Origin of the sequence: Phocaeicola sp. RTP21359st1_B8_RTP21360_211022, assembly GCF_040911965.1 — a bacterium.
GTDB lineage: Bacteria > Bacteroidota > Bacteroidia > Bacteroidales > Bacteroidaceae > Phocaeicola > Phocaeicola vulgatus.
This window is the reverse complement of the sequence record NZ_JBDFXP010000045.1, coordinates 1-22,545: the sequence shown is the minus strand read 5'-3', so window position 1 is coordinate 22,545 and position 22,545 is coordinate 1. Positions and strand designations below refer to the sequence as shown.

The window sequence follows — 22,545 nt, the reverse complement described above, 5'->3', positions numbered from 1 at the left end:
GGGTTAAAATTTTAAATCAATTCCAAATAAGAAAGTACGTGGGTTAGGATAAGCGATGCCGTCAATACCGGTTTCAATTACACTGCCATCTTTACCAATCTGTGGACGTTCAGGATCCATACCTGAGTAGCTGGTGATAGTGAAAGGATTTTGAGCCGACAATGAGAGACGCAATTCGGTTCCGTTCAACCACTTCTTGGGGAGTGTGTAACCCACTTGTAATAGTTTGCAACGCATATAAGAGCCGTCTTCTACAAAGAAACTTGAAACGCGTGTGTAATTCTGATTCAAATCATTGTAGGACAGACGAGGAATATCGTTGCTGGTTCCTTCGCCATGCCATGCTTTCTGCAATGTACCTGCCCAAACGTTTTGCCCACTTACGCCGGAGTATAAACCTTTGGTCTTATTGAAAATATCATTACCGAATGTACCATAGAAGTTGGCTGTGAAATCGATGTTTTTATAGCTGAAACCCAAGTTCAAACCTACCATCAAATCGGGATATGGGTTACCGATCCATGTTTTATCATTTTCATCTAGAACTCCGTCATGATTCAAATCCTTAAAGCGAATGTCACCGGGTTGGGCATTGGATTGTACCAGCTTGCCATTTTCGTTGGTGTGAGCATAAACTTCATCCCAATTTTGGAAAATACCATCGGCTACGTAGCCGTAGAAGCGTGAAATCAAGCCACCGTCTTCATTACGGATAATTTGGTCGCTGTTGAAACCTCCAGTTTGGATAGGACCGTCACCGGAGAATTTAACAGCTTTATTTTTCACTGCGGAAAGGTTCAATCCCACATTATATCGGAAGTCTGCTACTTTGTCGTGCCAGTTCAGACTTAATTCCCAACCGCTAGCTTTCATACTACCTATATTCATCCATACTGTACTGTTCCAGTCGGGGTATCCGATGGCGAAGATATTTTGTTTCTGATAGAGCATATCAGAAGATTTCTTTTGGAAATACTCAAAGGTCATGTCTAGACGGGAGTCAAGGAAGGACATATCCACACCTACGTTCCAGTCTTCTACTGTTTCCCATTTTAGCAAATTATTGCCAACGCCTGATACCATAGTACCTGAAACACGTCCTGGAGCTGTACCGAATACATAATCAGATTGTCCTAACAAAGTCAGCGTAGCATCATTATCTATGTTTTGATTACCTACACGTCCCCAACCTCCGCGTAATTTCAAGTTACTGAAAATCTTCTGGTCTTGCATGAAACTTTCACTGATGATACGCCATGAAGCAGAAACAGAAGGGAAGATGGCATATTTGTTTCCTTTGGGGAAACGAGAAGAACCATCTGCACGAATAGAAGCTGTTAGATAGTAACGATTGTCATAGTTATACATCACGCGTCCTAAATAAGATACTAATGTGCTGTAAGCAGTTTTACCTTCTGACTTTTGGTTTTGTGTACCGGCATTTACTTCCTGCATTTGATCCATATTATTAGGAACATCGTCACGTGAGGCTTTTGATTGGAATTCAGCAAAGCGTTCAGCTGTAAAGCCACCCATTACATTAATATTATGCTTTTCTGCAAAAGTCGTGCTGTAAGTAGCAGTATTAGTCCAGTTCCAATCAAGCCATTCCTGCATTTCACGGGAAACATTACTTAATGTAGATTGTTCCAAAGCATCAATATAGAATTCAGGAGTGAATTTGTCTGTACGGCGGAAGTGTGCATTAGCGCCGAACTGCGTGCGCAGGGTCAGTTTTTGAATAGGGTTTATCTGTAAATAAGTATTTACAATTGTACCCATTTCACGGGAGTGGGAATTTTGGCGAGCCAATGAACCGGCAGGGTTCCACTCCTGGTTGTTGTAAGAACGCTGATAGTTATTGAATTCGTTATCCACCCATTGATCTTCCGGCTTGAATATAGGAGTTGTGGGGTCCATAGACATGGCAGCTGAAAAAAGATCGGGGGTATCATCCCATGATTCTACACGTGGGGCAATGTCGAAACCCATTTTTACATATTTATTAAATGTATATTCTGTATTAAGGCGTGCGTTGATTTTGTCCCAATAACCATAGTCATATTGTGAATTGTTACGGTAGTAACCCATACTCAGGTTATAAACCAGTTTGTCTGAACCACCGGAGATATTGAGTGAGTAATTTTGCACTAAAGCAGTTTTGTTGATTACTTCGTCCCACCAGTCTGTTCCTCCGGGATTGGTAGTAGCGCCTGTATCATTCCAAATAGAAGTTCCTCCGTCATTTGTGTATCGGGTATTGAATACTTCTTTATATTCGGCGGCATTAGCCATTTTGGGTTTTGACAGTGTTTGGAAACCTGCAGATGCATTAAAACTGATATTTGTTTTTCCTGCCATTCCTTTTTTGGTTGTGATTAGAATGACACCGTTAGAAGCACGTGTTCCGTAAATGGCAGCAGCCGAAGCGTCTTTTAAAACTTCCATAGATTCAATGTCATTACTGTTTAGGAAGTTGATGTTTGTACCTACCGGCATGCCATCTACTACATACAAAGGATCGGTTCCGTTTACTGTTGTTACACCACGGATTAGAACTTTTGGTTGTGCGCCCGGACCACCACCACTGGTTACTTGAACACCGTTGATTTTACCTTGCAAGGCGTCCATTGCATTACCGGTTACAGTTTCGGTAATTTCTTTTCCTTTTACGGTAGATATAGAACTGGTCAGGTCACTTTTTTTCACGGCTCCATAACCAATAACCACTACTTCGTCCAGTAATTCACTGGCATCTTTCAGCACTACATTGATAACGGTTTGTCCGTTTACCTTTATTTCTTGAGTCTCATATCCTATGCTGGAGAACACAAGTACGGCATCCTTGGCAACATCGTTTAGTGAATAATCACCATCAATACTTGTAATAGTACCTGTACCTGTACCTTTAACTTGCACTGTTGCACCAATCATCGGTTCTTTATCTGAAGCCGAGGTTACTACACCTTTTACAGTGATGGTCTGCGCATAGCTACATAGACTTGTCAGCGCAAGACACAATAATAATATTTGCTTTTTCATATCTTAAATCTAATGTTACTTGTTAATTGGCCGGAATGAGTTTAGCTCTTTCCAAATGAGCGTCGAATATAAGTTTATAATTCCCTGTGACGTTCACTGTTGGTTTTGCCCAATTGTCACCTACATGATCGGGTTTGGTCCATGCCGGATTGGTATATTTGGCTTCTTTACCATAATATCCGAAGATCTCCGGTTCGTCTGAGTTGTCTACACGCCACGTGCAATAATTCCACCATCCGTCAGAGTGCCAGTTATGAATAACGAAATTCATTTTAGTACCTGCCTCCAGGAATAGGGGGGTATCCAAATAGAATAGGTGAGGATTGGTCTTATCTTGAGTGAAACGCAGGACTTCAGTTGGGCTACTGGTCATATATCCGAAATAGAATTCCTGTAACCACGAACCACCGTCACCCCATGTGTCAAGGCTGATAGAACCGTATGTGTGAGGTATGGGGTCTACAGCATCGGCAATTGAGTAAGTTTTCAGATTGTATGTACTGTTCTTCACATCAATATTAATTTCATAATAAACATTGGCTTGGTCAAGTACGATTGGCATTGCTGTTTCGGGATCGTCTGTCAGTTTGGTGTTATCCTCTGGATCAAGCCCGAAACAAATAGGAGTGAAGTCACTCTTTTGTGGTAAGAAGAATATTTTAGTTCCGGCTTTTTGACAGTAATAATTTGCTTTATACTGATATTCACCTGTATGTTCAATTACCATCGGTACCCCGAATATATCACTATTCAGTTCTTCGGCAGTTGCCACATCTGCCAGATACATTTTGGGAAAATCCGGCATTTCTGAGATATTCAATACACTGGTGGTAGTGGTTGAGTTTTCTTTCTTGTCAAAAGCGGTAATTGTCACATTATAACTTTTCGGTTCATTGGGGAATACTATTATTTCGGCAAAGTTCAATGAACTTTTTCCATCAGCATCTACACGGCGGTTGTCAAACCCGTCTATACCTGGAATATTAATTGTGACATAATCCAATGCACGATCATCTGTAGCCGTGAACCGAAGATTGAATTTCGTTTCATTTTTCATTAATACTGTAACAGTGGCATCCGGGGCAGCTGAAAATACCGGAGCTGCAAAATCTCCGTCCATTGTGATTAATACATCTTGAGATATACTGCGTCCTCCTACATCGGTTACAGTAACTTTGACTGTGAAACGTTCGCCGATTTCATTTCGGTTTATGTCAAAGTAATAACTTAAATCATAACTCTCTTGCGGAGCACCATAGATTTCGATTAAATCAATTGTCTTGTTCAAATGCAGGTCGGCACATTGTAGGCTGATAGAAGCAATACCGTCTTTGTCTTCTAATGTCCCTTCAATAGTAAATCGATGTCCCGCTCCGGACTCGATGTGGTCTGTTGCTAATGTCATTGTTGGATTTTGTCCGTCTACATCGGGGTAGTCGTTATCATCACTACATCCCGTACATAGGTTTGCAGTTACAAGAAAAGCCCATAACATGGCACCATACAAATGTTTCTTTTTCATATTTTATTAGTATTTGAAGATTAAACATCTACTCTAATAGAGGACGAATTAAATTCGTCAGTGGTGCAAATGTACGTGAAGAAGAATTAAAATCCTGATATAAATCTTGCAGAAAAGGGAGGTAAATCTTGCAATGCATGATTTATGTATCTAAAATACAGACTTTATTTGTATTTTTGAACCATATTATTTAACAATGTGTACACTGATGCTATGAGAAAGATATTCGTACTTTGGCTCTTGCTGCTGTCGGTTGTTTCATTGGCACAACCTTATTCTGTTAAGCAGCTTGGTATAGAGAAGGGATTATCCAATAATTATGTGGTGAGCATTGCTCAAGACAAACAGGGCTTTCTGTGGTTTGCCACGGAGGAAGGGTTGAACAAATTCGATGGTACCCGTTTCATTACTTATTTGAAGAATGAAGATTTGACAAGGCAGGGTATAACAGGCAATGAACTGAATTGTTTGTTGGATGATCCTCAGGATTCTATCCTTTGGATAGGCACGCAAAGGGCCGGTCTGAATGCGTATGACTATGTAAATAACACTTTTCTTTGCTATAGGCATGATGGCGAGAACCCCGAAAGTCTGATAACGGATGATGTTACTAAGATTGTGGCAGCTACAGATGGTAATCTTTGGATTACGACATATTGGCGGGGAGTAGATTATTTCGATAAAAAGGCTGGAAAATTCATTCATTACAATACTCAAACAGTTCCGGGATTGGCTAGCGATAATATTTGGTCGGTTGTTGATGGAGGAGATGGAAAGTTGTATATGGGGCATGTGCATCATGGATTCAGTGTGTTGTCTCTTAAAGATAAAAAAGTAAAGAACTTTATGCATGACCCTGAAGATCCGGTCAGTTTGCCAGGTAATGGGGTAACTTGCATTTATAAGGACTTAAGCGGTAATATTTGGCTGGGAACAGACCGGGGGCTGGCACTGTTCAATCCGGAAGCCGAAAATTTTATCCATTTTCATCATAGTGAGGACGGGGTTCCTCATACCGTATTTGATATCAGACAATTTGATGGGAATAAACTTTGGATTGCCATGGAATTTGGAGGAATAGCCATTTTGGATTTAACGCAACGTATGTTTCTTTCTCCTGACCAAGTGCGTTTTCAATATATAAAGGAAGGGGATGATGAATACAGTCTCTCTAATTCTACTGTACGTTGTTTGTTTCAGGACTCCTTTAAAAATGTATGGGCTGGTATGTGGGGAGGTGGAATTAATTTTCTTAGCCATGAATCTTCCTATTTTAATGTTTATAGTTATTCTCCTATCCAGCATTCGGGTAGTAGCCTGAATAATAAGACAGCAAGCAGTGTATGCGTAGCAAGGGATGGAAAGTTATGGATCGGAACCGATGGGGGAGGCATCAATGTATTTGATAAAGGCAAGCGGGTGGCGGTTTATAAAGAAGAAACCGGTGATTTGACTGATAATTCCATACAGGCTGCACTTTGTGATTCGGAAGGAAACCTTTGGTTTGGATCGTTTATGGGAGGAGTGGATTTTTATGATGTGAAAAAGAAAAGTTTTCACCAGATTTTTCCTAAAGATAAAACAGGGGAAGATGTGCGTGCACTGTATGAAGATGCAGAATATGTATGGATAGGAACTAGTAATGGCATCTATAAGGTACGCTTGCATGATAAAGGCATTGCAGACCATTATACAGTAGAGAATAATCTGGTGAGATGTATCTCGAAAGATAATCTTAATCGTTTATGGATTGGTACTTTCGGAGGAGGATTAGGGGTTTTTGATGAACATTTTCAGTGCGTTAAACTTTTTAACGTGACTTCTCTTTTTCCCTCTAATACTATCAATACTGTTTATATGGATAGTCAGAACAGAATGTGGATAGGAACGGGAGAAGGTCTGGTTTGTTTTCCATCCTCTCAGAGTTGGGACTATAAAGTATATCGCAGTGAGGAGGGTTTGTCCAATGTCCATATACGTGCCATTACGGAAGATAATCATGGAAATATATGGGTGAGCACCAATAAAGGTATCAGCTGCTTGTTGAAAGACAAGGAGGTTTTCTATAATTACGATCATTGGGATAATGTGCCTATGGGCAATTTCATGAGTGGAAGTGTGGCGGAAGCTAAGGATGGAACACTTTATTTTGGCTCAATCAATGGCTTATGCCGTTTTAATCCAGATCAGGTATTGGAAAAACGAGAGTCACCTGCTGCAATTATTACGGAGATGCGTATATTCGGCCCGTTGCGTGATACGGACAGTAATGAAAAGGTGATGGCGCTTGAAGGCCAGTCGGAAGTACGTTTAAGCTATATGCAAAATAACTTCAGCGTCACCTTCAATATACAGAATTATGCCTTGGCCGATCAAGTGGAATATGCTTATATGTTGAAAGGGTTGGAAAATTCATGGTATACAGTAACCGATCCTAATAATGTGACTTTCCGTAATATACCTCCGGGAAATTATTGTTTTCAGGTAAAGACAAGAATACGGAATCAGGAATGGGCGGATGAGATAGCTTCTCTGGATATCCGTATTGACCCGCCTGTATGGCTTACGTGGTGGGCCAAGTTATTTTATATTCTTTCGGGTGTTTCTGTCCTGTATTTTATTCTTCATGCCTATAAAAAGAAACTGGATATGGAGTCTCTCTATGAGTTGGAGAAGAAAAATCATGAGCAGGAACAGGAGCTGAATAATGAGCGTTTACGTTTCTATACCAATATCACACATGAGTTGCGTACTCCTTTGACGTTGATTCTGGGACCGTTGGAAGATATGCAGAAAAGTAATTCTTTATCAGGGAAAGATTCACAGAAAATATCGGTTATCCATCAAAGCGCCATCCGGTTGTTGAACCTGATTAATCAGATACTGGAGTTCAGAAAAACGGAAACCCAAAACAAGAAATTATGTGTAAGTCGTGACAATCTGGCAGCCCTTGTACACGAGATCGGACTGAAGTATAAGGAATTGAACCGGAAACCTGAGATTGATTTCTGTCTTGAGATTGAGCAGGAAGATATGTCTTTGTTTTTTGATAAGGAGGTAGTAACGATTATACTGGATAATTTGATCTCCAATGCTATAAAATATACAGAGAAAGGAACTATAACTTTAGGATTACATCAGGTGGTCCGGAATAATATACACCATACGGAAATCAGTGTGAGTGACACCGGTTTCGGTATTGCTCCCGATGCATTGCCTCATATTTTTGACCGTTATTATCAAGAGGGAAGCGAACATCAGGCTTCAGGAACAGGTATTGGTCTGGCTCTGGTAAAGAACCTGGTAGTTTTGCATGAGGGGGAGATCAGGGTTGAAAGTTCTTTGAATGTGGGAAGTACTTTTTATGTCAGTCTGCTGACGGATAACACGTATCCCCATGTGCTGCATGCTGACTCGACGGAGAAAACTTCCGATGAAAAGGACGAAAAAGAAGAAAATATAGAACCTGTGCATAGTGGTAAGCGTATTCTGCTGATAGTGGAAGATAATAGGGACATCTGTGATTATATTGTAGAATCTTTCTCGGACGATTTTGAAGTGAGGACTGCCGCCAATGGTGAACAAGGTTTGGAACAAGCATTGGGCTGCATTCCTGATATTATAGTCAGTGATATCATGATGCCGGTGATGAACGGCATTGTGATGTGCCGGAAATTGAAAGAAGACTTGCGTACCAGCCATATTCCCATTATTTTGCTGACGGCAAAGGACTCTTTGCAAGATAAGGAAGAGGGGTATCAAGTGGGTGCTGACTCTTATCTGACAAAGCCTTTCAGTGCTACTTTGTTGCATAGCCGTATCCATAATTTGCTTGAATCCCGCAAGTTGTTGGCAGAGCGTTTTAATACGAATTCCATACTCATTGACAAACGTGCGGCAGTAACCGAGTCTATGAATAAATTGGATAATGAGTTCCTTGAGAAGATTAACAAGCTGATTGAAGATCGTCTTTCTTCTGAGAAGATAGACATCGGCTATTTGTCGGACGCCATGTGTATGAGTAATTCTACCCTATATCGGAAGATGAAGGCATTGACCGGACTTTCCACCAATGAATATATCCGCAAAATAAAGATGCAATATGCGGAACGTTTGTTATTAGAGGGGAAATACAATATTTCAGAAGTTGCGTTCAAGGTGGGAATTAACAGTACGGTCTATTTCCGTCAGTGTTTTAAAGATGAATTCGGTATGGCTCCTTCTGATTATCTGAAAAAGATAAAACCGGAATAGAGTGGTTGTGTAAGCCGTTTCTTCCATATAGTTAAGCTTTTTTTTACAGTCATCTGCTACAGACTCCGCCAGTGGACTGTAAGGTCTGCTTGGGTGGACTATACAGTCTGCTGCAATGGACTCTACGGTCCATTGGCGGAGTCTGTAGTAAGTAGCCGTAAGAAGTAGTCAAGCAGGCCTGCAGGAAGGAACAAGCTCAATATCTCCAGTGGAGTCACGGGGGTGGGAAGCTTCTGTCTTATGCGCCAAAGATAAGGTTTTTAACTAATTTCCCTAAGTTTTCAAACTGAGCCGCCCTGATCCTTTTATGATATGTATGATAACAAAAAAGGCTCGCTATCTGCGAACCTTTGTGCTCTTCGTCTTGGACTTGAACCAAGGACCCTCTGATTAACAGTCAGATGCTCTAACCGACTGAGCTAACGAAGAAGGTTTTTCACTCAAATGCGGTGCAAAGATAATAGGTTTTTCCGAAATATGCAATATCTTTGCAGAAAAATTTTAGATAAATGGATAAAATAATTGGAATGGGCAATGCATTGGTTGACGTTCTTGTTACTTTGCAAGATGATTCGCTACTAGATGAGATGAGTTTGCCCAAAGGAAGCATGCAACTTATAAATGAAGATAAGTTTTTGAAAATCAGTGGTAAATACTCTGGTATGAAAACGCATAAAGCTACAGGGGGAAGTGCGGGAAATACAGTTTTGGCGTTAGCTAACCTAGGGGCACACCCGGGATTTATCGGAAAGATAGGAAACGATGATTTTGGGCAATATTTTAAAAAAAACGGTTTGAAGCAGGGAATTGACATGAAATTGCTCGCCGGTGATTTGCCTACAGGAGTGGCTTCTACTTTCATTTCACCGGATGGGGAACGTACTTTTGGAACTTATCTGGGAGCTGCTGCTACTATGAAAGCCGAAAATCTGACGTTGGATATGTTTAAGGGGTATGCATATCTATATATAGAAGGATACTTGGTACAGGATCATGAATTGATTCTTCGTGCTATGCAATTAGGAAAAGAGGCTGGATTGCAAATCTGCTTGGATATGGCCAGTTATAATATTGTGGAAGGGGATTTGGAATTCTTCGATATTTTGATAACTAAATACGTGGATATTGTTTTTGCTAATGAGGAAGAGGCAAAGGCTTATACAGGCAAGGATGCATGGGGGGCTATCAATGAAATTGCTTCTAAATGCAGTGTTGTAATAGTAAAACTAGGTGCCCAAGGTTCATGTATAAAGAAAGGTACGGAATGCATCAAACTAGAGGTACCTCCGGTAAAAAAAGTCGTGGATACCACTGGCGCGGGAGATTATTATGCAGCAGGTTTTCTGTATGGACTGACTTGTGGTTATTCTTTGGAGAAGTGTTCCATTATAGGTTCTATTTTAGCATCCAATGTGATACAAGTGGTGGGTACAACCTTATCAAAGAAAAAATGGGACGAAATAAAGTTAAATATAGAGGCCCTTCTACAGGCTTGAATAGAATAATGTATTAATTTGCGGTTCACAAATACATAAAGTGATGAAGTGGAATAGTAAGAAAATATTGTTAATGATTTGCGTGGGCCTGACAGGTAGCGCTTTGTTTAGTTTTAATAAAGGTGATGACCGTAATTTCCAGATAGCAAAAAACTTGGATATCTTCAATGCGATATTCAAGGAATTGGATATGTTTTATGTTGATACTATTGATCCTGAGAAAGTGATAAAATATGGTATTGATGCTATGTTGGCACAGACCGACCCTTACACGGAGTATTATCCTGAAGAAGATAATACACTAAAGGAAATGACTAGCGGAAAGTTTGGCGGTATCGGATCGGTAATACGTTATTATACTCCCCGAAAGCGTGTGGCTATTATTGAACCTTCCGAAGGAAGCCCTGCTGCCGAAATAGGACTGAAAGCCGGTGATATCATCATGGAGATCAATGGAAAAGATATGGCCCAGGGAGACAGAATTCCCAATGATCTGACCTCGTATGTCAGTGATAATTTGCGTGGTGAGCCGGGAACAACTTGTGTGTTGAAAGTTGAGAGACCTACTTCTGATAGTACTTATGTGCCAATGGAATTTAAAATAACCCGTTCTACCATCCGTACGAACCCTGTACCTTATTATGGAATCGTAGGCAATAATGTGGGATATATCGTTATCAGTACTTTTGCTATAGAGAACTGTTCAAAAGATATAAAGAAGGCATTGATAGAATTGAAACAGCAAGGTGCTAAATCTATTGTTCTCGATTTGCGTGGCAATGGTGGCGGTTTGTTGGGGGAAGCAGTGAATGTAGTGAATTTCTTTGTACCGAAAGGGAAAGAGATTGTGGTAACAAAAGGTAAGATTAAACAAGCTGGTACCACTTACAAAACAATGAATGAACCGGTAGATACAGAGATTCCGCTGGCTGTGCTAGTGGACGGTTCTACAGCTTCGGCATCCGAGATTGTTTCAGGTTCCTTGCAGGACCTTGATCGGGCTATTGTGGTAGGAAGCCGTACGTATGGTAAAGGGTTGGTACAGGTACCTCGTGAATTGCCTTATAACAGTAGCATGAAAGTGACTACTGCAAAGTATTATATTCCCAGCGGACGATGCATTCAAGCCATTGATTACGCTAAACGTAATGCTGACGGGTCGGTGGCTCGTACTCCGGACAGCCTGACCAATGTATTCCATACAGCAGCCGGACGTGAAGTGCGTGATGGTGGCGGTATTCGTCCGGATGTGGAGGTGAAAGTTGAAAATTTCCCAAACATTATGTTTTATCTGCTTAATGATGATATGATTTTTGATTATGCTACCCAATATTGTATCAAGCATTCTCAGGTAGGGGAAGTGAAAGACTTTACAATAACAGATGCTGACTATGTTGATTTTAAGAAGATGTTACATAAGCGTAAGTTTACTTATGACCGTCAAAGTGAGAAGATGCTGAAGAACTTGAAAGAAATAGCGGAGTTTGAAGGATATATGGATGGGGCAAAAGAGGAGTTTGCCGCTTTGGAAACGAAATTGACGCATAATTTGGATCATGAGCTGGACAGGTTCTCGAAAGAGATAAAAGATGCTATTGCTCAGGAGATTTTGAAACGTTATTATTTCCAACGTGGCGCGATATTGCAACGCTTGAAAGATGATCCTGATTTGAAAAAAGCTATTGAGACATTGAACAATCAGTCTGAATATAGTAAGATACTTTCTGTTATGAAATAATCGAATGAGGGGCGGATGTACGAATCTGCCCCTCATTATTGTATCATGATACCATTGATGATGCTTTATTTGAACCGGGAAGTATCTATTGGTTTATGCTGTTTTTCTTTATACCCTCCGAACTTGTAGGTAAAGGATAAAGTTATGTTGCGTGAATAGTTGTTGGTGTGCATGTCCATGTATTGTCCTTTATTACGTAGTGTCACATCTATGTTGCCTTCCATCGAATTGAACAGATCATTGGCCTTCACTTGGATACTTGCTTTTTGGTTAGCAAAGTTCCAACGTATTCCGGTATGGATGGCCCAGATATGATTTAAATCATAACTTCCCTGGATAGATGGGCTCAAATAAAGTCCGGTCAGTTCCATGCGAATATCCGGTTTGGTAGAAAGTATTATATTATTTTGTAACATGGCGAGTCCGATCCACTTGCTGTGGTTGAAGGAAAGATCGAAGAATTTGTTACATTTTGCTTGACGGTATTCAGCTTGCAGTGTGACGTGACTGTCCAACCAATGTCCGATTTTGAAGGGAATGATAGTCGTGGCTGAGAAACTTTGCTGATAATCCCAGTTTAAGGTTTTGTAAATCAAAGCCAGGCGTTCTGTGCTTTGATAGGCTAGTTGCTGAAATAAATCGGGTTGATAATCATAAGCCAGGCTGAAGATATACTTGTTCTTTAAAATATAATTCAGATTTGCGGAATAATCGGTGGATGGCTTTAACATTGGATTGCCTTGTACTTCTTCATAACCACTTATATAGCCGGTACTTTCGCTCAGATCCCAGTAGCTGGGATAGGTCTTATCTGATGTGAATGAAAGTTGTAGAATATGTGCTGGGGTCATTACGTATGTTAATTCGGTTGTAGGATAAGCCGCCCATGCATGATAACGGGCCGTTTTGTAATATTCTCCGGTTATGGACGCGCTGAAAGACAAATGTTCTCCCATGTTTTTGCTGAATCCGACGTAGAAGTCATATGTATATTCATTATAACGATTGTTTGTATTGAGTTCGCTCATGTCTGTTCCGTTTTGGGTATGATAGAACTGAGTATTATGGTCACTGGCATAAGTCAAAGAGGTGCCATAGTTCAAGGTCCACTCTCGTGGTAGTGTGTGTGACTGGTCTACGTATATTTTCCAGCGGTCTATTGTTTGTCCGCTAGTCGTGTGAAATTCGCTTGTTTGGTTCTTGTTGTCTTTGTTGGTGAATTGCTGATGACTTTCGGAATGGTAGGAGGTATAGTTTATTCCAGCTTTCATACCGAAGCCAGAGAGATAATCTAAAGCGATATTGTGCATTCGAGCCTCCTTTTTTGTCCGGTTGTCTGCGGTTGTGATGTTCCCGTCGGAATATGAATGATTATCGTTGTTAGGGTTGAAGACACCAGTATAGGCTAGATTGATATGAGCATTATCATTGAATTTATATTCAGCGCCTGTTCGTACATAATGTGTTATTCCTTTCCTGTCAATATCATTGTGTTGACAGATATCATATATATTATTTTTTAAGGTGTGATGTGAGTACGTATCTGTTGTTTGTCTGTTTTGTTCATAATGGGTATTATATAGCAAGTCTATATTCCATTTAGGAGTGGTGTAAAGCAGGCTGATTCCTCCTTGTGTGCCACTTCTGTAATTGTATAGATATCCGGCGTTAACTTCTCCTTGCAACCCACTTTCTTCAGGACGGTAACCTTTCAAAAGTAAGTTGATGGCAGCACCTCTTACATGATATTGCGGCGGTGTGCTATACATAATTTCTGCCTTTTCTACACGTGAAGCCGGAGTGTTTTTTAATAAAATGGTCAACTGTTCGTGATTCATTGTTGTGGGCCTTCCGTTTAAAATAATGCTCAGATTGTGTGTGCCTGCTAATGAAAGGTTGCCGTTTATTTCCTGTACACCGGGTAATTGCTGAAGGATTTCATAGGCATTGCTCACGATCTTATGTGTGGTGAGCTGTGACAGATCATAGGATAATTTTCCTCCTTCCACTTTTACAAGAGGGCGTTCCCCTTTGACGATAACTTCGTCCAAAGCATAATCTTTACTTTTCAGGGTAATCGTGCCTGCGTCTTCTCCTGTAGTTGTCAATAAGAGGGTTTCGTACATGATGTGTTGGAAAATCAGCCGATAAGATGCTGGTTGCCGGTTGAACCTGAAGTAACCGGTGGTATCTGTGATTACGGCGTCCACAAAAGTAGAATCAATGGTTTGTAGGATGACGGTTGCACCGTCAATGGCTTGTGCATGGATGTTTGTAACCTTTCCGGTAATGGTTTGTGCAGTGGTTGTTCCTATAACCCAAAATAAAAATAGCGATGTGATGATAAAATTTTGCTTTTTCATATCTATTTGTTTTTAATATTTTCTTTAACTTTGACGAAACAAAAGTAGGGAGACTTTTTTCCTTACGTGGTTAATGGCAGGTTAACACAATGTTAACAAAGTATGGATAGGATATAAGTGTATGACAATCAAACATATTCGTTGGGTAGCTTGTATCGGACTGTTGGCAATCATCTGTTTGCAGTACGTTTGGCTTGTAAATACCTATAAGCTAACTAAGGAAAGTATACAGTTCAGAAGCAATGAAGTATTTAGAGATGCAACGATGCGTGAGGTGTTTTATCGCATGGAAGTATATCAAGATTCTTTGCAAAAGAAGTATAAGGACAAAGATACTTCCATTATGGTTAGAATAAATCTGGATGAAGATTATGATTTTTTTGAGGATGGCAGAGGGGATAAAAATGTGAACCAATGGTTGATGTCCAATATGCAGGTTTCCATGCAAGAAATTGTCAAGAGGGATTATAAATTGTCTGTTTCTTTGTCAAGTTTAGATTCTATTTATCGGACAGGCCTTGCTGCCGAAGGATTGGATGCAGAAGTAATAACTTGTGTGACAGATTCGCTGGGGAATATTCTTAGAAGTTCCCGTTCCATACAGGTAGGGGATTATGGCTTGTTGAAAACCGGATTACAACCTATCAATTATAAATGTACGGAGAATCTTCAGGCTTTTATTGTTAATCCTTATTGGGTTATTTTCCAGCAGATGACCTTGCTCCTCATTGCTACTGTCTTGATGATGGCAATGATCGTCTATTGTCTTGTTTATCAGATTCGTATTATTGCTCATCAGAATAAAATAGCTAGGATGCGTGAGGATTTCTCATACGCCATGATTCATGAGATGAAGACTCCTCTTGCCTGTATTTTGATGGGGACCCGAATGTTGAAATCAGGAAAGTTAGATATTTTTCCGGATAAACGCGAGAAGCATTTTCAGATATTGGAAGACGAGAGTGAACATTTATTGTCACTGACTAACAAAGTGCTGACGCTGTCAAAATTGGAAAATGCTCAATTGAGGCTTTGGAAAAAGGAGATACAACTCCGTCCGATGTTAGAGGATCTTATTGAGAAATATACTGCTAAGGCAGATAAACCAGTACATTTCTCTCTTCATTTGGAATCGGAATGGGTATATGCTGATGAAGAATTCTTGAAAGAAGCTATCGGTAATTTGGTAGACAATTCTATAAAATATTCAGGTGAAGAGGTGGACATACAGATTTCATCCTTGCGTCAGGACTATAACTTTTATTTGATAAAGGTAAGAGATAACGGCATAGGTATTCCGTTGAAGGACCAGAGTCGTATTTTCGAGAAGTACGAGCGTGCTTCGGCTGCCGACCGCAGCCGTAAAGGCGGTGCGTCAGGCTTCGGATTGGGTTTGAATTATGTTTTTCGCGTGGCTGAAGCGCATGGTGGAAAAGTGTGTGTGGAAAGCATTGAAGGGGAGTATAGTGAATTTTTTCTTTTTTTGCCGAGTGGGGAGAAGAAATAAATATTTTTTAAGGAGGAAGATGATATGATAAAACTGTTGTTGGTGGAAGATGATGCCAATCTTTGTTATATTATTCGTGGTGGATTGGAGGATATGATAGGTGGATACGAGGTGATGACCGCTTCTAATGGCGAAGAAGGGCTGAAGATATGGAAGGAGCAACATCTTGATATCATTATTTCAGACATTGAGATGCCTGTTATGGATGGTTATGAAATGGTACGTCGTATTCGGGAAACGGATGGATTTATTCCCATTGTTTTTACCTCGGGCAGGGTTTCGCCTAAAGATGTGGTGAAAGGTTATGAATTGGGGGTGAATAATTATATTAAGAAACCTTTTTTGGCCGAAGAACTGGATGCGCATATTGGTGCTTTGTTGAAAATGAAGCGGGGAATGGGAGCCGCTAATGAAAGTGAGATTTATCGGATTGGTGAAAATTATACATTTGATGCTGTTCATGCAGTATTAAAGCATTCGTCGTGTGTACAAAAGACAATGACGGAACGCGAAGCGAAATTGCTTCAGATGCTTTGTAAAAAGAAAAATGAACTAGTGAGGCGGGATATTATTCTTTCAAGACTATGGGATACGGAGGATGATTTTTTTGCATCACGTAGTCTCGATGTTTTTGTTACTCGACTTAGAAAATTGTTTGCTGATGATGAACGGATACAGATAAAGACTGTGAAAGGAGTGGGTTTATGTCTTTCGGACAAAGGATGAATATGTGTAATATAACATTTATTGTAAGTTCTTTTGGCATTTTCCAGATACTAAACGTTTTTAAGCAACTCGAAAAGATGTGCATTGGTGAAATGACCGTTCTTGAAAATGGATTTTGTCATTATTCCGACTTTGTTGAAGCCGGCCTTTTCTAATACTCGCATGGAAGGAAGGTTGTGTTCAAAGACAAGTGCGAATATACGTATTGTATTCGTATAAGTGAAGTAATGGTAGATGGCTTCTTGTAATGCGTTGGTTACAATACCTTGGTTCCAATATTTTTCTCCGATAACATACCCTACTTCAGCATTGAAGCATTCCACATCTGTGCCTGGTGTAAATCCGATATTGCCTACGGCTTTTCCATTAACTTCAATACAAAAATCATGAATGCCTTCTTTTTTCTGGATGAGGTCAATAAAGGTTTCCGCATGCTCTAGCCTGTAAGGGTGGGGGAATACGTTGCGGCAATTGTCCCAAATCTTTTTGTTATTCAGTTCTTGAACTAATGAATGAGCGTCTTCTGTTTGCCAAGTACGTAGTGTGTACTTGTTCTTTTGTACAAATACAGCATGATAGCGTCTCATGGGGGTACTGCAGAGCCCATGGTAATTTTGTTTTTCTCCTACGACAGCAAATCCCAAACTCTGGTAGAAAGGAATAGCATAAGTAGAAGAATTAACCGTTGTTTCAATGGAAGGATGGAGGGTGGAGGCGTAGTGGAAAAGTTTTTTTCCTAATCCGTGCCTGTGATATTCTGGCTTGATAAAAAATAGGGAGATATGTTTACCATTACTTTTTATACCTAAAATGCCTGTTAGAGCTTCATTGTCAAAACTACCATAAAATATGATTTCGTTTATACATTTTTTGTTATAAATAAAGCTTTTGAAAAATTCCAATCCCTCATTGTTGAAATCTTCTTTGCCGGTGATGGTGAAAACTTGCCAAGATAGTTCGATGGCTTTTGGGTATTCATCTTTTGTGAGTTGTCGTATGTTATTCATGGTATGCCATATTGTAGATTAGTGTAAAAATAGGTAGAGCAGGTATGTTCTTTGTAAGGTGGAGAAGGATAAAGGTGCATTTAAAAACAACTTTATCCTTCTTTGTCTATTAACTAGAAATTATAGGCTACGCCAAGATTGAATACGGCTTGGTCTAGGTCGCTGATTAATTGGTATTTAATATCAAAGTTTAAACTCCAGTTTTTGTCTAAGTCAAACTCCATACCTGCTCCTAAATTAACTCCAAATTTTCCATCACTTCCACTGACATCGTAATCGCCTGCTTTCCCTAAATCCAAATGCCAGTTAGTGTATGTAAATCCTGCTAATGGATATAGACTAATATTGCTTGCTATGGGAAAAAGGTAGTGGATATTTGCGTTGATGTCAAACATGCTAAGTCCATCATTTTTAAAGAAGTAATTCATAGACGGCTCTATTCTGATTTGATCAGTAATATTATATTGATATTTCAGACCAATACCAACGCTCTCTATTTCAGTTCCATAACTTAGATTTCCACCAATAGCTTGTTTCCCTTGTTGTGCAAAAACAGAACCACAACCTAAAAGTGCCATGCATGCGGCAATAATAATTTTTTTCATAATCACTCATTTTAAATGAATACTAACTTTTCTTTATATGTAGAATTATTTTTCTTCCTCCTTAAACCAGGAAGCATACATTAAATATCCATTGGCTATTTTCTGATTGAGTTCTTTGCTTTGTGCCTCGGGAATCTTTTTGATAAATTTGGCTGGAACTCCTGCCCATAGGCTTCCAGGTTCGATGACGGTGTTACTGAGTACCAGCGCTCCGGCAGCTACAATAGCTCCTTCACCTACGACCGCATGGTCTAGTATGGTAGAGCCCATTCCAATTAGAGCGCCGTCTTTTATAGTCGCACCATGTATGGTTACATTATGTCCTACAGAAACATCATTCCCGATTTCGACAACTGATTTTTGATATAATGTATGTACTACACTGCCGTCCTGGATATTTACGCGGTTACCTATGCGGATAGCATTAACATCGCCGCGTAATACGGCGTTAAACCAAATGCTGCAATCTTTTCCAATTACAACATCGCCAATAATAGTGGCATTATCGGCTAAATAACAGTTCTCGCCGATTTTTGGAGTGAATCCTCTCACTGATTTTATAAGTGCCATAATTAATTTCTACCGTTTTAAAGGAGATGTTACTTCTTTTAACCACTCGCGTTCCTCGTTGTTCAATTCCGGATTCAAACAATTGTAAACTTTTTCATGATATTGGTTGAACCATGTTATTTCTTCATCGCTCAGCATATCTGTCAGGATGGCTTCTTTGTCAATAGGGCAGAGGGTAAGTGGCTCGAATTTATAGTAAGTGCCGAATTCTGTCTCTTGTGACGGAACAATTAACATGGTATTTTCCGTACGTACTCCATGGCGTCCGGTTTTATATATACCGGGCTCGTTGGTTACTGTCATGCCTGGAACAAGTAAGGCCGGCATGTGGTTCATGCGGAATTGGTGAGGACCTTCGTGTACATTCAGAAAACAACCTACACCGTGGCCTGTTCCATGCAGGTAATTGATTCCGGCTTTCCACATAGGGAGGCGAGCCAGCGCATCTAGTTGTGTTCCGCAAGTTCCATGTGGAAATTGAGCCATTGAGAGTTGGATAAATCCTTTTAAGACTAATGTGTAATCTGTTTTTTCTTCTTTCGTGAGTGCTCCTAAAACGATAGTACGAGTAATATCAGTTGTTCCGTCCAAATATTGTGCTCCACTGTCCAGCAGCAGCATGCCTTCAGGTTTTAAGGGAATATCGGTTTCGGGGGTTGCTTCATAGTGAACAATAGCGCCATGAGCTTTATATCCGGCAATGGTGTCAAAACTGATACCATTGAAGTGGGGTTGTCCGGCGCGGAATTCGTATAATTTCTTATCTATACTTATTTCGGTTTCATTTCCAGTAGAAACAGCTGCTTTCAGCCAGCGGAGAAATTTAACCATGGCTACTCCGTCGCGTTTCATTGCGCGATGGAAGCCTTCTATTTCTGTCTCATTCTTTATCGCTTTTAAAAAAAGTACAGGCGAAGGAGCTATTTCTATTAAGGAATGGGCGCAGGCTGCTGCATGGACAGCGGCATTGATATTAGCTGACAACAGGAGCTTGCCGGTAAAATCTTTTAAATCTTTTTCAATTGTTGAATAAGGCCTTACTTTAATTTCGTTTTCTGTTAGATAGTCTTTTACTTCATCTGACAGTTTATTCTCTATTATATATAAGGTAGAACTATATTCCGTGATGAGAAGGTAACTTACAAATACCGGATTGCAGTGTACGTCACTTCCCCGTAAGTTTAGGGTCCATGCCACTTCATCCAGTGCGGAAATTAAAATGCCTGTGCAACTGTTACGACGGATTGCTTCTCGTATTTGAGTGATTTTATCCTTGTAACTGAGACCGGCATATTTCAATTCATGTATAAACACTTTGTTATCGGGCAATGCAGGCCGATCTGTCCATAATTCATTGAATGGATCGGGAGCAAGGGTTAAGTGTATCTGTTTTTTTTCTAATTCTTTCTGTAAGTTGCTTGTTTCTTGATAGCTGTTCACCCAGCCGTCTATACCCACATTGTCTTCTGCATTCAATACACAGCCCAACCACTCTACAATGGAAGGAGTTTCCGGTAATCGTTCCTTGAATAAAGTAATACCTGTGTTTTCCAATTGTTCGGCCGCTTGAAGAAAATAGCGTGAATCTGTCCAAAGTCCGGCTTTATCCAGTGTTACGACAACCGTACCTGCCGAACCTGTGAAACCTGATATCCATTTACGTGCTTCCCAATGTTTGGGGATATACTCTCCCGAATGGGGATCCGTACTGGGAATAATAAAGGCTGAAAGCTTGTGTTTACGCATGAAATTGCGCAGACTAGCTATTCTATTTATAATTTCCGATTTCATTTTAATAGGTTTATAATGGTTTGTACTAGAAAGCAAAGATACGATTTCTAGATTATTTTAAATAAATAATTGCGGAAAGTTTTGTAAATAAAGAAAGTATGTGTAATTTTGCGCCGCAATTTGACTATCGGAAAATATTAATAACAACATATTTAATAATTAAAAACAATGATTGTAGTACCAGTAAAAGAAGGCGAAAACATTGAAAAAGCGCTGAAGAAGTTCAAAAGAAAATTTGAGAAAACAGGTGTTGTAAAAGAACTAAGAGCTAGACAGCAGTTCGACAAGCCGTCTGTATTGAACAGGCTGAAAAGAGAACGTGCTATCTATGTTCAGAAACTTCAGCAAGTAGAAGAATAATTAAAAACTCGCACATTCTTTGAATAATTGAATTCTTTTTCATATATTCGTTGCTGAATTGATAAGCGACGTTTCTTATGATGACAGACTCTTTTTTGGATTATCTTCGATTTGAAAAAAACTATTCTGAAAAAACAATAGTTAGTTATGGAATAGATTTGACCAAGTTCGAAGAATACTTCAAGGGGAAAGACGAGAAAGTCGATTTTACAACGGTAGATGCTGATTTGGTTCGTGGTTGGGTGATGAACCTGATGGAGAATGGATATACATCTGCTTCTGTAAACCGAAAACTGAGTTCACTCCGGTCGTTTTATCGTTTCCTTCTAAAGAAAGGTGTGATAGAGGAGGATCCGATGTTGAAAATCATTGGACCGAAAAATAAGAAACCTCTTCCTGTATTTCTGAAAGAACGTGAAATGGACCGACTCTTGGATGATGTTCCTTTTAAGGAGGATTTTACAGGTTGTCGGGATAGAATGGTGTTGGAAATGTTTTATGCTACAGGCATGCGGCTTTCCGAGTTGATAGGGCTGAATGATGTGGATGTCGATTTTTCTGCGTTTCTGATAAAAGTAACGGGAAAGAGAAATAAACAGCGTTTAATTCCTTTTGGAGAAGAATTGCGAAGGGCGATGTCTGTTTATCTGAAAATAAGAAATGAAGTGTTGCCTGGAAAGGCAGAGGCGTTTTTCGTTCTAAAAAACGGAAAACGGATGTATCCTGGAAAGGTGTATCTTTTAGTGAAACGGAACCTGTCAAAAGTGGTGTCGTTAAAAAAAAGAAGTCCGCATGTGTTGAGACATACTTTTGCAACTGCTATGTTGAATAATGAGGCAGAGTTGGGCGCAGTGAAGGAATTACTGGGCCATAGTAGTCTGACTACAACGGAAATTTATACGCATACGACTTTTGAGGAACTTAAAAAAGTTTATGAACAAGCTCATCCAAGAGCGTAAAAAAGGAGGTATTTATGGAAGTTAGAATTCAAGCCATTCATTTCGATGCAACAGAAAAACTTCAGGATTTTATTCAGAAGAAAACTGCTAAGTTAGAAAAGTATTGTGACGATATAAATAAAGTGGAGGTGTCATTAAAAGTTGTAAAGCCTGAAACTGCGATGAATAAGGAGGCTAGTATAAAAGTGCTGGTGCCTAATGGTGAATTTTTTGCAGAAAAGGTGAGTGATACATTTGAAGAGTCGGTTGATGTATGCGTAGATGCGCTTTCTAAGCAATTGACAAAATATAAAGAAAAACTACGCGGTAAATAAAAAAAAACACCGAAAGTTTTTGAGATTTAAAATAAATATCTAACTTTGCAGCCGCTTAACCATTCAAGGCGGAATGGTTGCGAAGTTAGATATGACAAGCCTCTTTAGCTCAGTTGGCCAGAGCACGTGATTTGTAATCTCGGGGTCGTTGGTTCGAATCCGACAAGAGGCTCAAGAAAAGATGCTGAGAAGCTGTTGTTCTTTGAAAGTAAGTTGGGCAAATACCAGAGTGGCCAAATGGGGCAGACTGTAAATCTGCTGTCTTTCGACTTCGGTGGTTCGAATCCATCT

The 22,545-nt window shown here is 39.9% G+C and carries 15 protein-coding genes, 2 tRNA genes and 1 pseudogene; 9 read left to right on the top strand and 9 right to left on the bottom strand.

Translation table 11 applies throughout. The features are described 5' to 3' along the window. Positions 1-3: 3 nt before the first annotated feature. Positions 4-3,042 (bottom strand): TonB-dependent receptor, encoded by a 3,039-nt coding sequence (locus AB5062_RS18565; RefSeq protein ID WP_057280828.1) that lies wholly within the window; start codon positions 3,040-3,042, stop codon positions 4-6. A gap of 22 nt (positions 3,043-3,064) precedes the next feature. Further along, positions 3,065-4,564, bottom strand: a complete 1,500-nt coding sequence (locus AB5062_RS18560; RefSeq protein ID WP_005844552.1) for a hypothetical protein — start codon at positions 4,562-4,564, stop codon at positions 3,065-3,067. 213 nt (positions 4,565-4,777) lie between these two features. On the opposite strand from AB5062_RS18560, the gene AB5062_RS18555 reads away from it, so the two are divergent. Then, entirely contained in the window at positions 4,778-8,818 is a 4,041-nt protein-coding gene (locus AB5062_RS18555; protein ID WP_005850615.1) for a hybrid sensor histidine kinase/response regulator transcription factor, read from the top strand. A gap of 355 nt (positions 8,819-9,173) precedes the next feature. Here AB5062_RS18555 and AB5062_RS18550 read toward each other — a convergent pair. Further along, a tRNA-Asn gene (locus AB5062_RS18550) sits at positions 9,174-9,247 on the bottom strand. A gap of 80 nt (positions 9,248-9,327) precedes the next feature. On the opposite strand from AB5062_RS18550, the gene AB5062_RS18545 reads away from it, so the two are divergent. Together AB5062_RS18545 and AB5062_RS18540 are read left to right on the top strand one after the other, a co-directional pair. Then, positions 9,328-10,314, top strand: coding sequence for an adenosine kinase (locus tag AB5062_RS18545; protein ID WP_005850617.1), 987 nt, complete (start codon positions 9,328-9,330; stop codon positions 10,312-10,314). A 43-nt stretch (positions 10,315-10,357) separates the two neighbouring features. Continuing rightward, the gene (locus AB5062_RS18540; RefSeq protein WP_032935261.1) at positions 10,358-12,052 is read left to right on the top strand and encodes a S41 family peptidase; all 1,695 of its coding nucleotides are present in this window, start codon (positions 10,358-10,360) and stop codon (positions 12,050-12,052) included. 65 nt (positions 12,053-12,117) lie between these two features. Here AB5062_RS18540 and AB5062_RS18535 read toward each other — a convergent pair whose 3' ends face one another. After that, positions 12,118-14,415, bottom strand: coding sequence for an outer membrane beta-barrel family protein (locus AB5062_RS18535; protein WP_005850621.1), 2,298 nt, complete (start codon positions 14,413-14,415; stop codon positions 12,118-12,120). 121 nt (positions 14,416-14,536) lie between these two features. On the opposite strand from AB5062_RS18535, the gene AB5062_RS18530 reads away from it, so the two are divergent. Both AB5062_RS18530 and AB5062_RS18525 read left to right on the top strand, forming a co-directional pair. Beyond that, entirely contained in the window at positions 14,537-15,922 is a 1,386-nt protein-coding gene (locus AB5062_RS18530) for a cell wall metabolism sensor histidine kinase WalK (protein ID WP_005844590.1), read from the top strand. 24 nt (positions 15,923-15,946) lie between these two features. Beyond that, positions 15,947-16,648 carry a response regulator transcription factor gene (locus AB5062_RS18525; RefSeq protein ID WP_005844593.1) on the top strand — a complete coding sequence of 234 codons (702 nt, stop codon included), beginning with the start codon at positions 15,947-15,949 and terminating at the stop codon, positions 16,646-16,648. Positions 16,649-16,698: 50 nt separating this feature from the next. Here AB5062_RS18525 and AB5062_RS18520 read toward each other — a convergent pair whose 3' ends face one another. From AB5062_RS18520 to AB5062_RS18500, 5 genes and pseudogenes are all read right to left on the bottom strand, one after another. Then, a complete protein-coding gene (locus tag AB5062_RS18520; protein ID WP_032952826.1) occupies positions 16,699-17,235 on the bottom strand; it encodes a GNAT family N-acetyltransferase in 537 nt (178 codons plus the stop codon). Positions 17,236-17,286: 51 nt separating this feature from the next. Next, positions 17,287-17,655, bottom strand: a pseudogene (locus AB5062_RS18515) (GNAT family N-acetyltransferase); the annotation flags it as partial. A gap of 113 nt (positions 17,656-17,768) precedes the next feature. Beyond that, positions 17,769-18,260 carry a porin family protein gene (locus AB5062_RS18510; protein ID WP_005844812.1) on the bottom strand — a complete coding sequence of 164 codons (492 nt, stop codon included), beginning with the start codon at positions 18,258-18,260 and terminating at the stop codon, positions 17,769-17,771. A 45-nt stretch (positions 18,261-18,305) separates the two neighbouring features. Then, positions 18,306-18,830, bottom strand: coding sequence for a gamma carbonic anhydrase family protein (locus AB5062_RS18505; protein ID WP_005844814.1), 525 nt, complete (start codon positions 18,828-18,830; stop codon positions 18,306-18,308). A gap of 9 nt (positions 18,831-18,839) precedes the next feature. Continuing rightward, positions 18,840-20,621 carry an aminopeptidase P family protein gene (locus tag AB5062_RS18500; RefSeq protein ID WP_005844815.1) on the bottom strand — a complete coding sequence of 594 codons (1,782 nt, stop codon included), beginning with the start codon at positions 20,619-20,621 and terminating at the stop codon, positions 18,840-18,842. 168 nt (positions 20,622-20,789) lie between these two features. On the opposite strand from AB5062_RS18500, the gene rpsU reads away from it, so the two are divergent. The 4 genes from rpsU to AB5062_RS18480 all read left to right on the top strand — a co-directional run bounded on the left by rpsU (position 20,790) and on the right by AB5062_RS18480 (position 22,426). After that, entirely contained in the window at positions 20,790-20,981 is a 192-nt protein-coding gene (gene rpsU / locus AB5062_RS18495) for a 30S ribosomal protein S21 (protein ID WP_005844817.1), read from the top strand. Positions 20,982-21,058: 77 nt separating this feature from the next. Further along, positions 21,059-21,940, top strand: coding sequence for a tyrosine-type recombinase/integrase (locus AB5062_RS18490; RefSeq protein WP_005844819.1), 882 nt, complete (start codon positions 21,059-21,061; stop codon positions 21,938-21,940). Positions 21,941-21,954: 14 nt separating this feature from the next. After that, entirely contained in the window at positions 21,955-22,254 is a 300-nt protein-coding gene (gene raiA / locus AB5062_RS18485; RefSeq protein ID WP_005844821.1) for a ribosome-associated translation inhibitor RaiA, read from the top strand. 98 nt (positions 22,255-22,352) lie between these two features. After that, positions 22,353-22,426: transfer RNA gene (locus AB5062_RS18480), tRNA-Thr, on the top strand. Positions 22,427-22,545 lie beyond the last annotated feature (119 nt).

Coding starts and splice junctions, on each gene's coding strand:
- AB5062_RS18500 (WP_005844815.1), bottom strand. CDS start 20,621: ATGAAATCGGAAATTATAAATAGAATAGCTAGTCTGCGCAATTTCATG.
- AB5062_RS18510 (WP_005844812.1), bottom strand. CDS start 18,260: ATGAAAAAAATTATTATTGCCGCATGCATGGCACTTTTAGGTTGTGGT.
- AB5062_RS18555 (WP_005850615.1), top strand. CDS start 4,778: ATGAGAAAGATATTCGTACTTTGGCTCTTGCTGCTGTCGGTTGTTTCA.
- AB5062_RS18505 (WP_005844814.1), bottom strand. CDS start 18,830: ATGGCACTTATAAAATCAGTGAGAGGATTCACTCCAAAAATCGGCGAG.
- AB5062_RS18520 (WP_032952826.1), bottom strand. CDS start 17,235: ATGAGACGCTATCATGCTGTATTTGTACAAAAGAACAAGTACACACTA.
- AB5062_RS18545 (WP_005850617.1), top strand. CDS start 9,328: ATGGATAAAATAATTGGAATGGGCAATGCATTGGTTGACGTTCTTGTT.
- rpsU (WP_005844817.1), top strand. CDS start 20,790: ATGATTGTAGTACCAGTAAAAGAAGGCGAAAACATTGAAAAAGCGCTG.
- AB5062_RS18530 (WP_005844590.1), top strand. CDS start 14,537: ATGACAATCAAACATATTCGTTGGGTAGCTTGTATCGGACTGTTGGCA.
- raiA (WP_005844821.1), top strand. CDS start 21,955: ATGGAAGTTAGAATTCAAGCCATTCATTTCGATGCAACAGAAAAACTT.
- AB5062_RS18535 (WP_005850621.1), bottom strand. CDS start 14,415: ATGAAAAAGCAAAATTTTATCATCACATCGCTATTTTTATTTTGGGTT.
- AB5062_RS18525 (WP_005844593.1), top strand. CDS start 15,947: ATGATAAAACTGTTGTTGGTGGAAGATGATGCCAATCTTTGTTATATT.
- AB5062_RS18565 (WP_057280828.1), bottom strand. CDS start 3,042: ATGAAAAAGCAAATATTATTATTGTGTCTTGCGCTGACAAGTCTATGT.
- AB5062_RS18560 (WP_005844552.1), bottom strand. CDS start 4,564: ATGAAAAAGAAACATTTGTATGGTGCCATGTTATGGGCTTTTCTTGTA.
- AB5062_RS18490 (WP_005844819.1), top strand. CDS start 21,059: ATGATGACAGACTCTTTTTTGGATTATCTTCGATTTGAAAAAAACTAT.
- AB5062_RS18540 (WP_032935261.1), top strand. CDS start 10,358: ATGAAGTGGAATAGTAAGAAAATATTGTTAATGATTTGCGTGGGCCTG.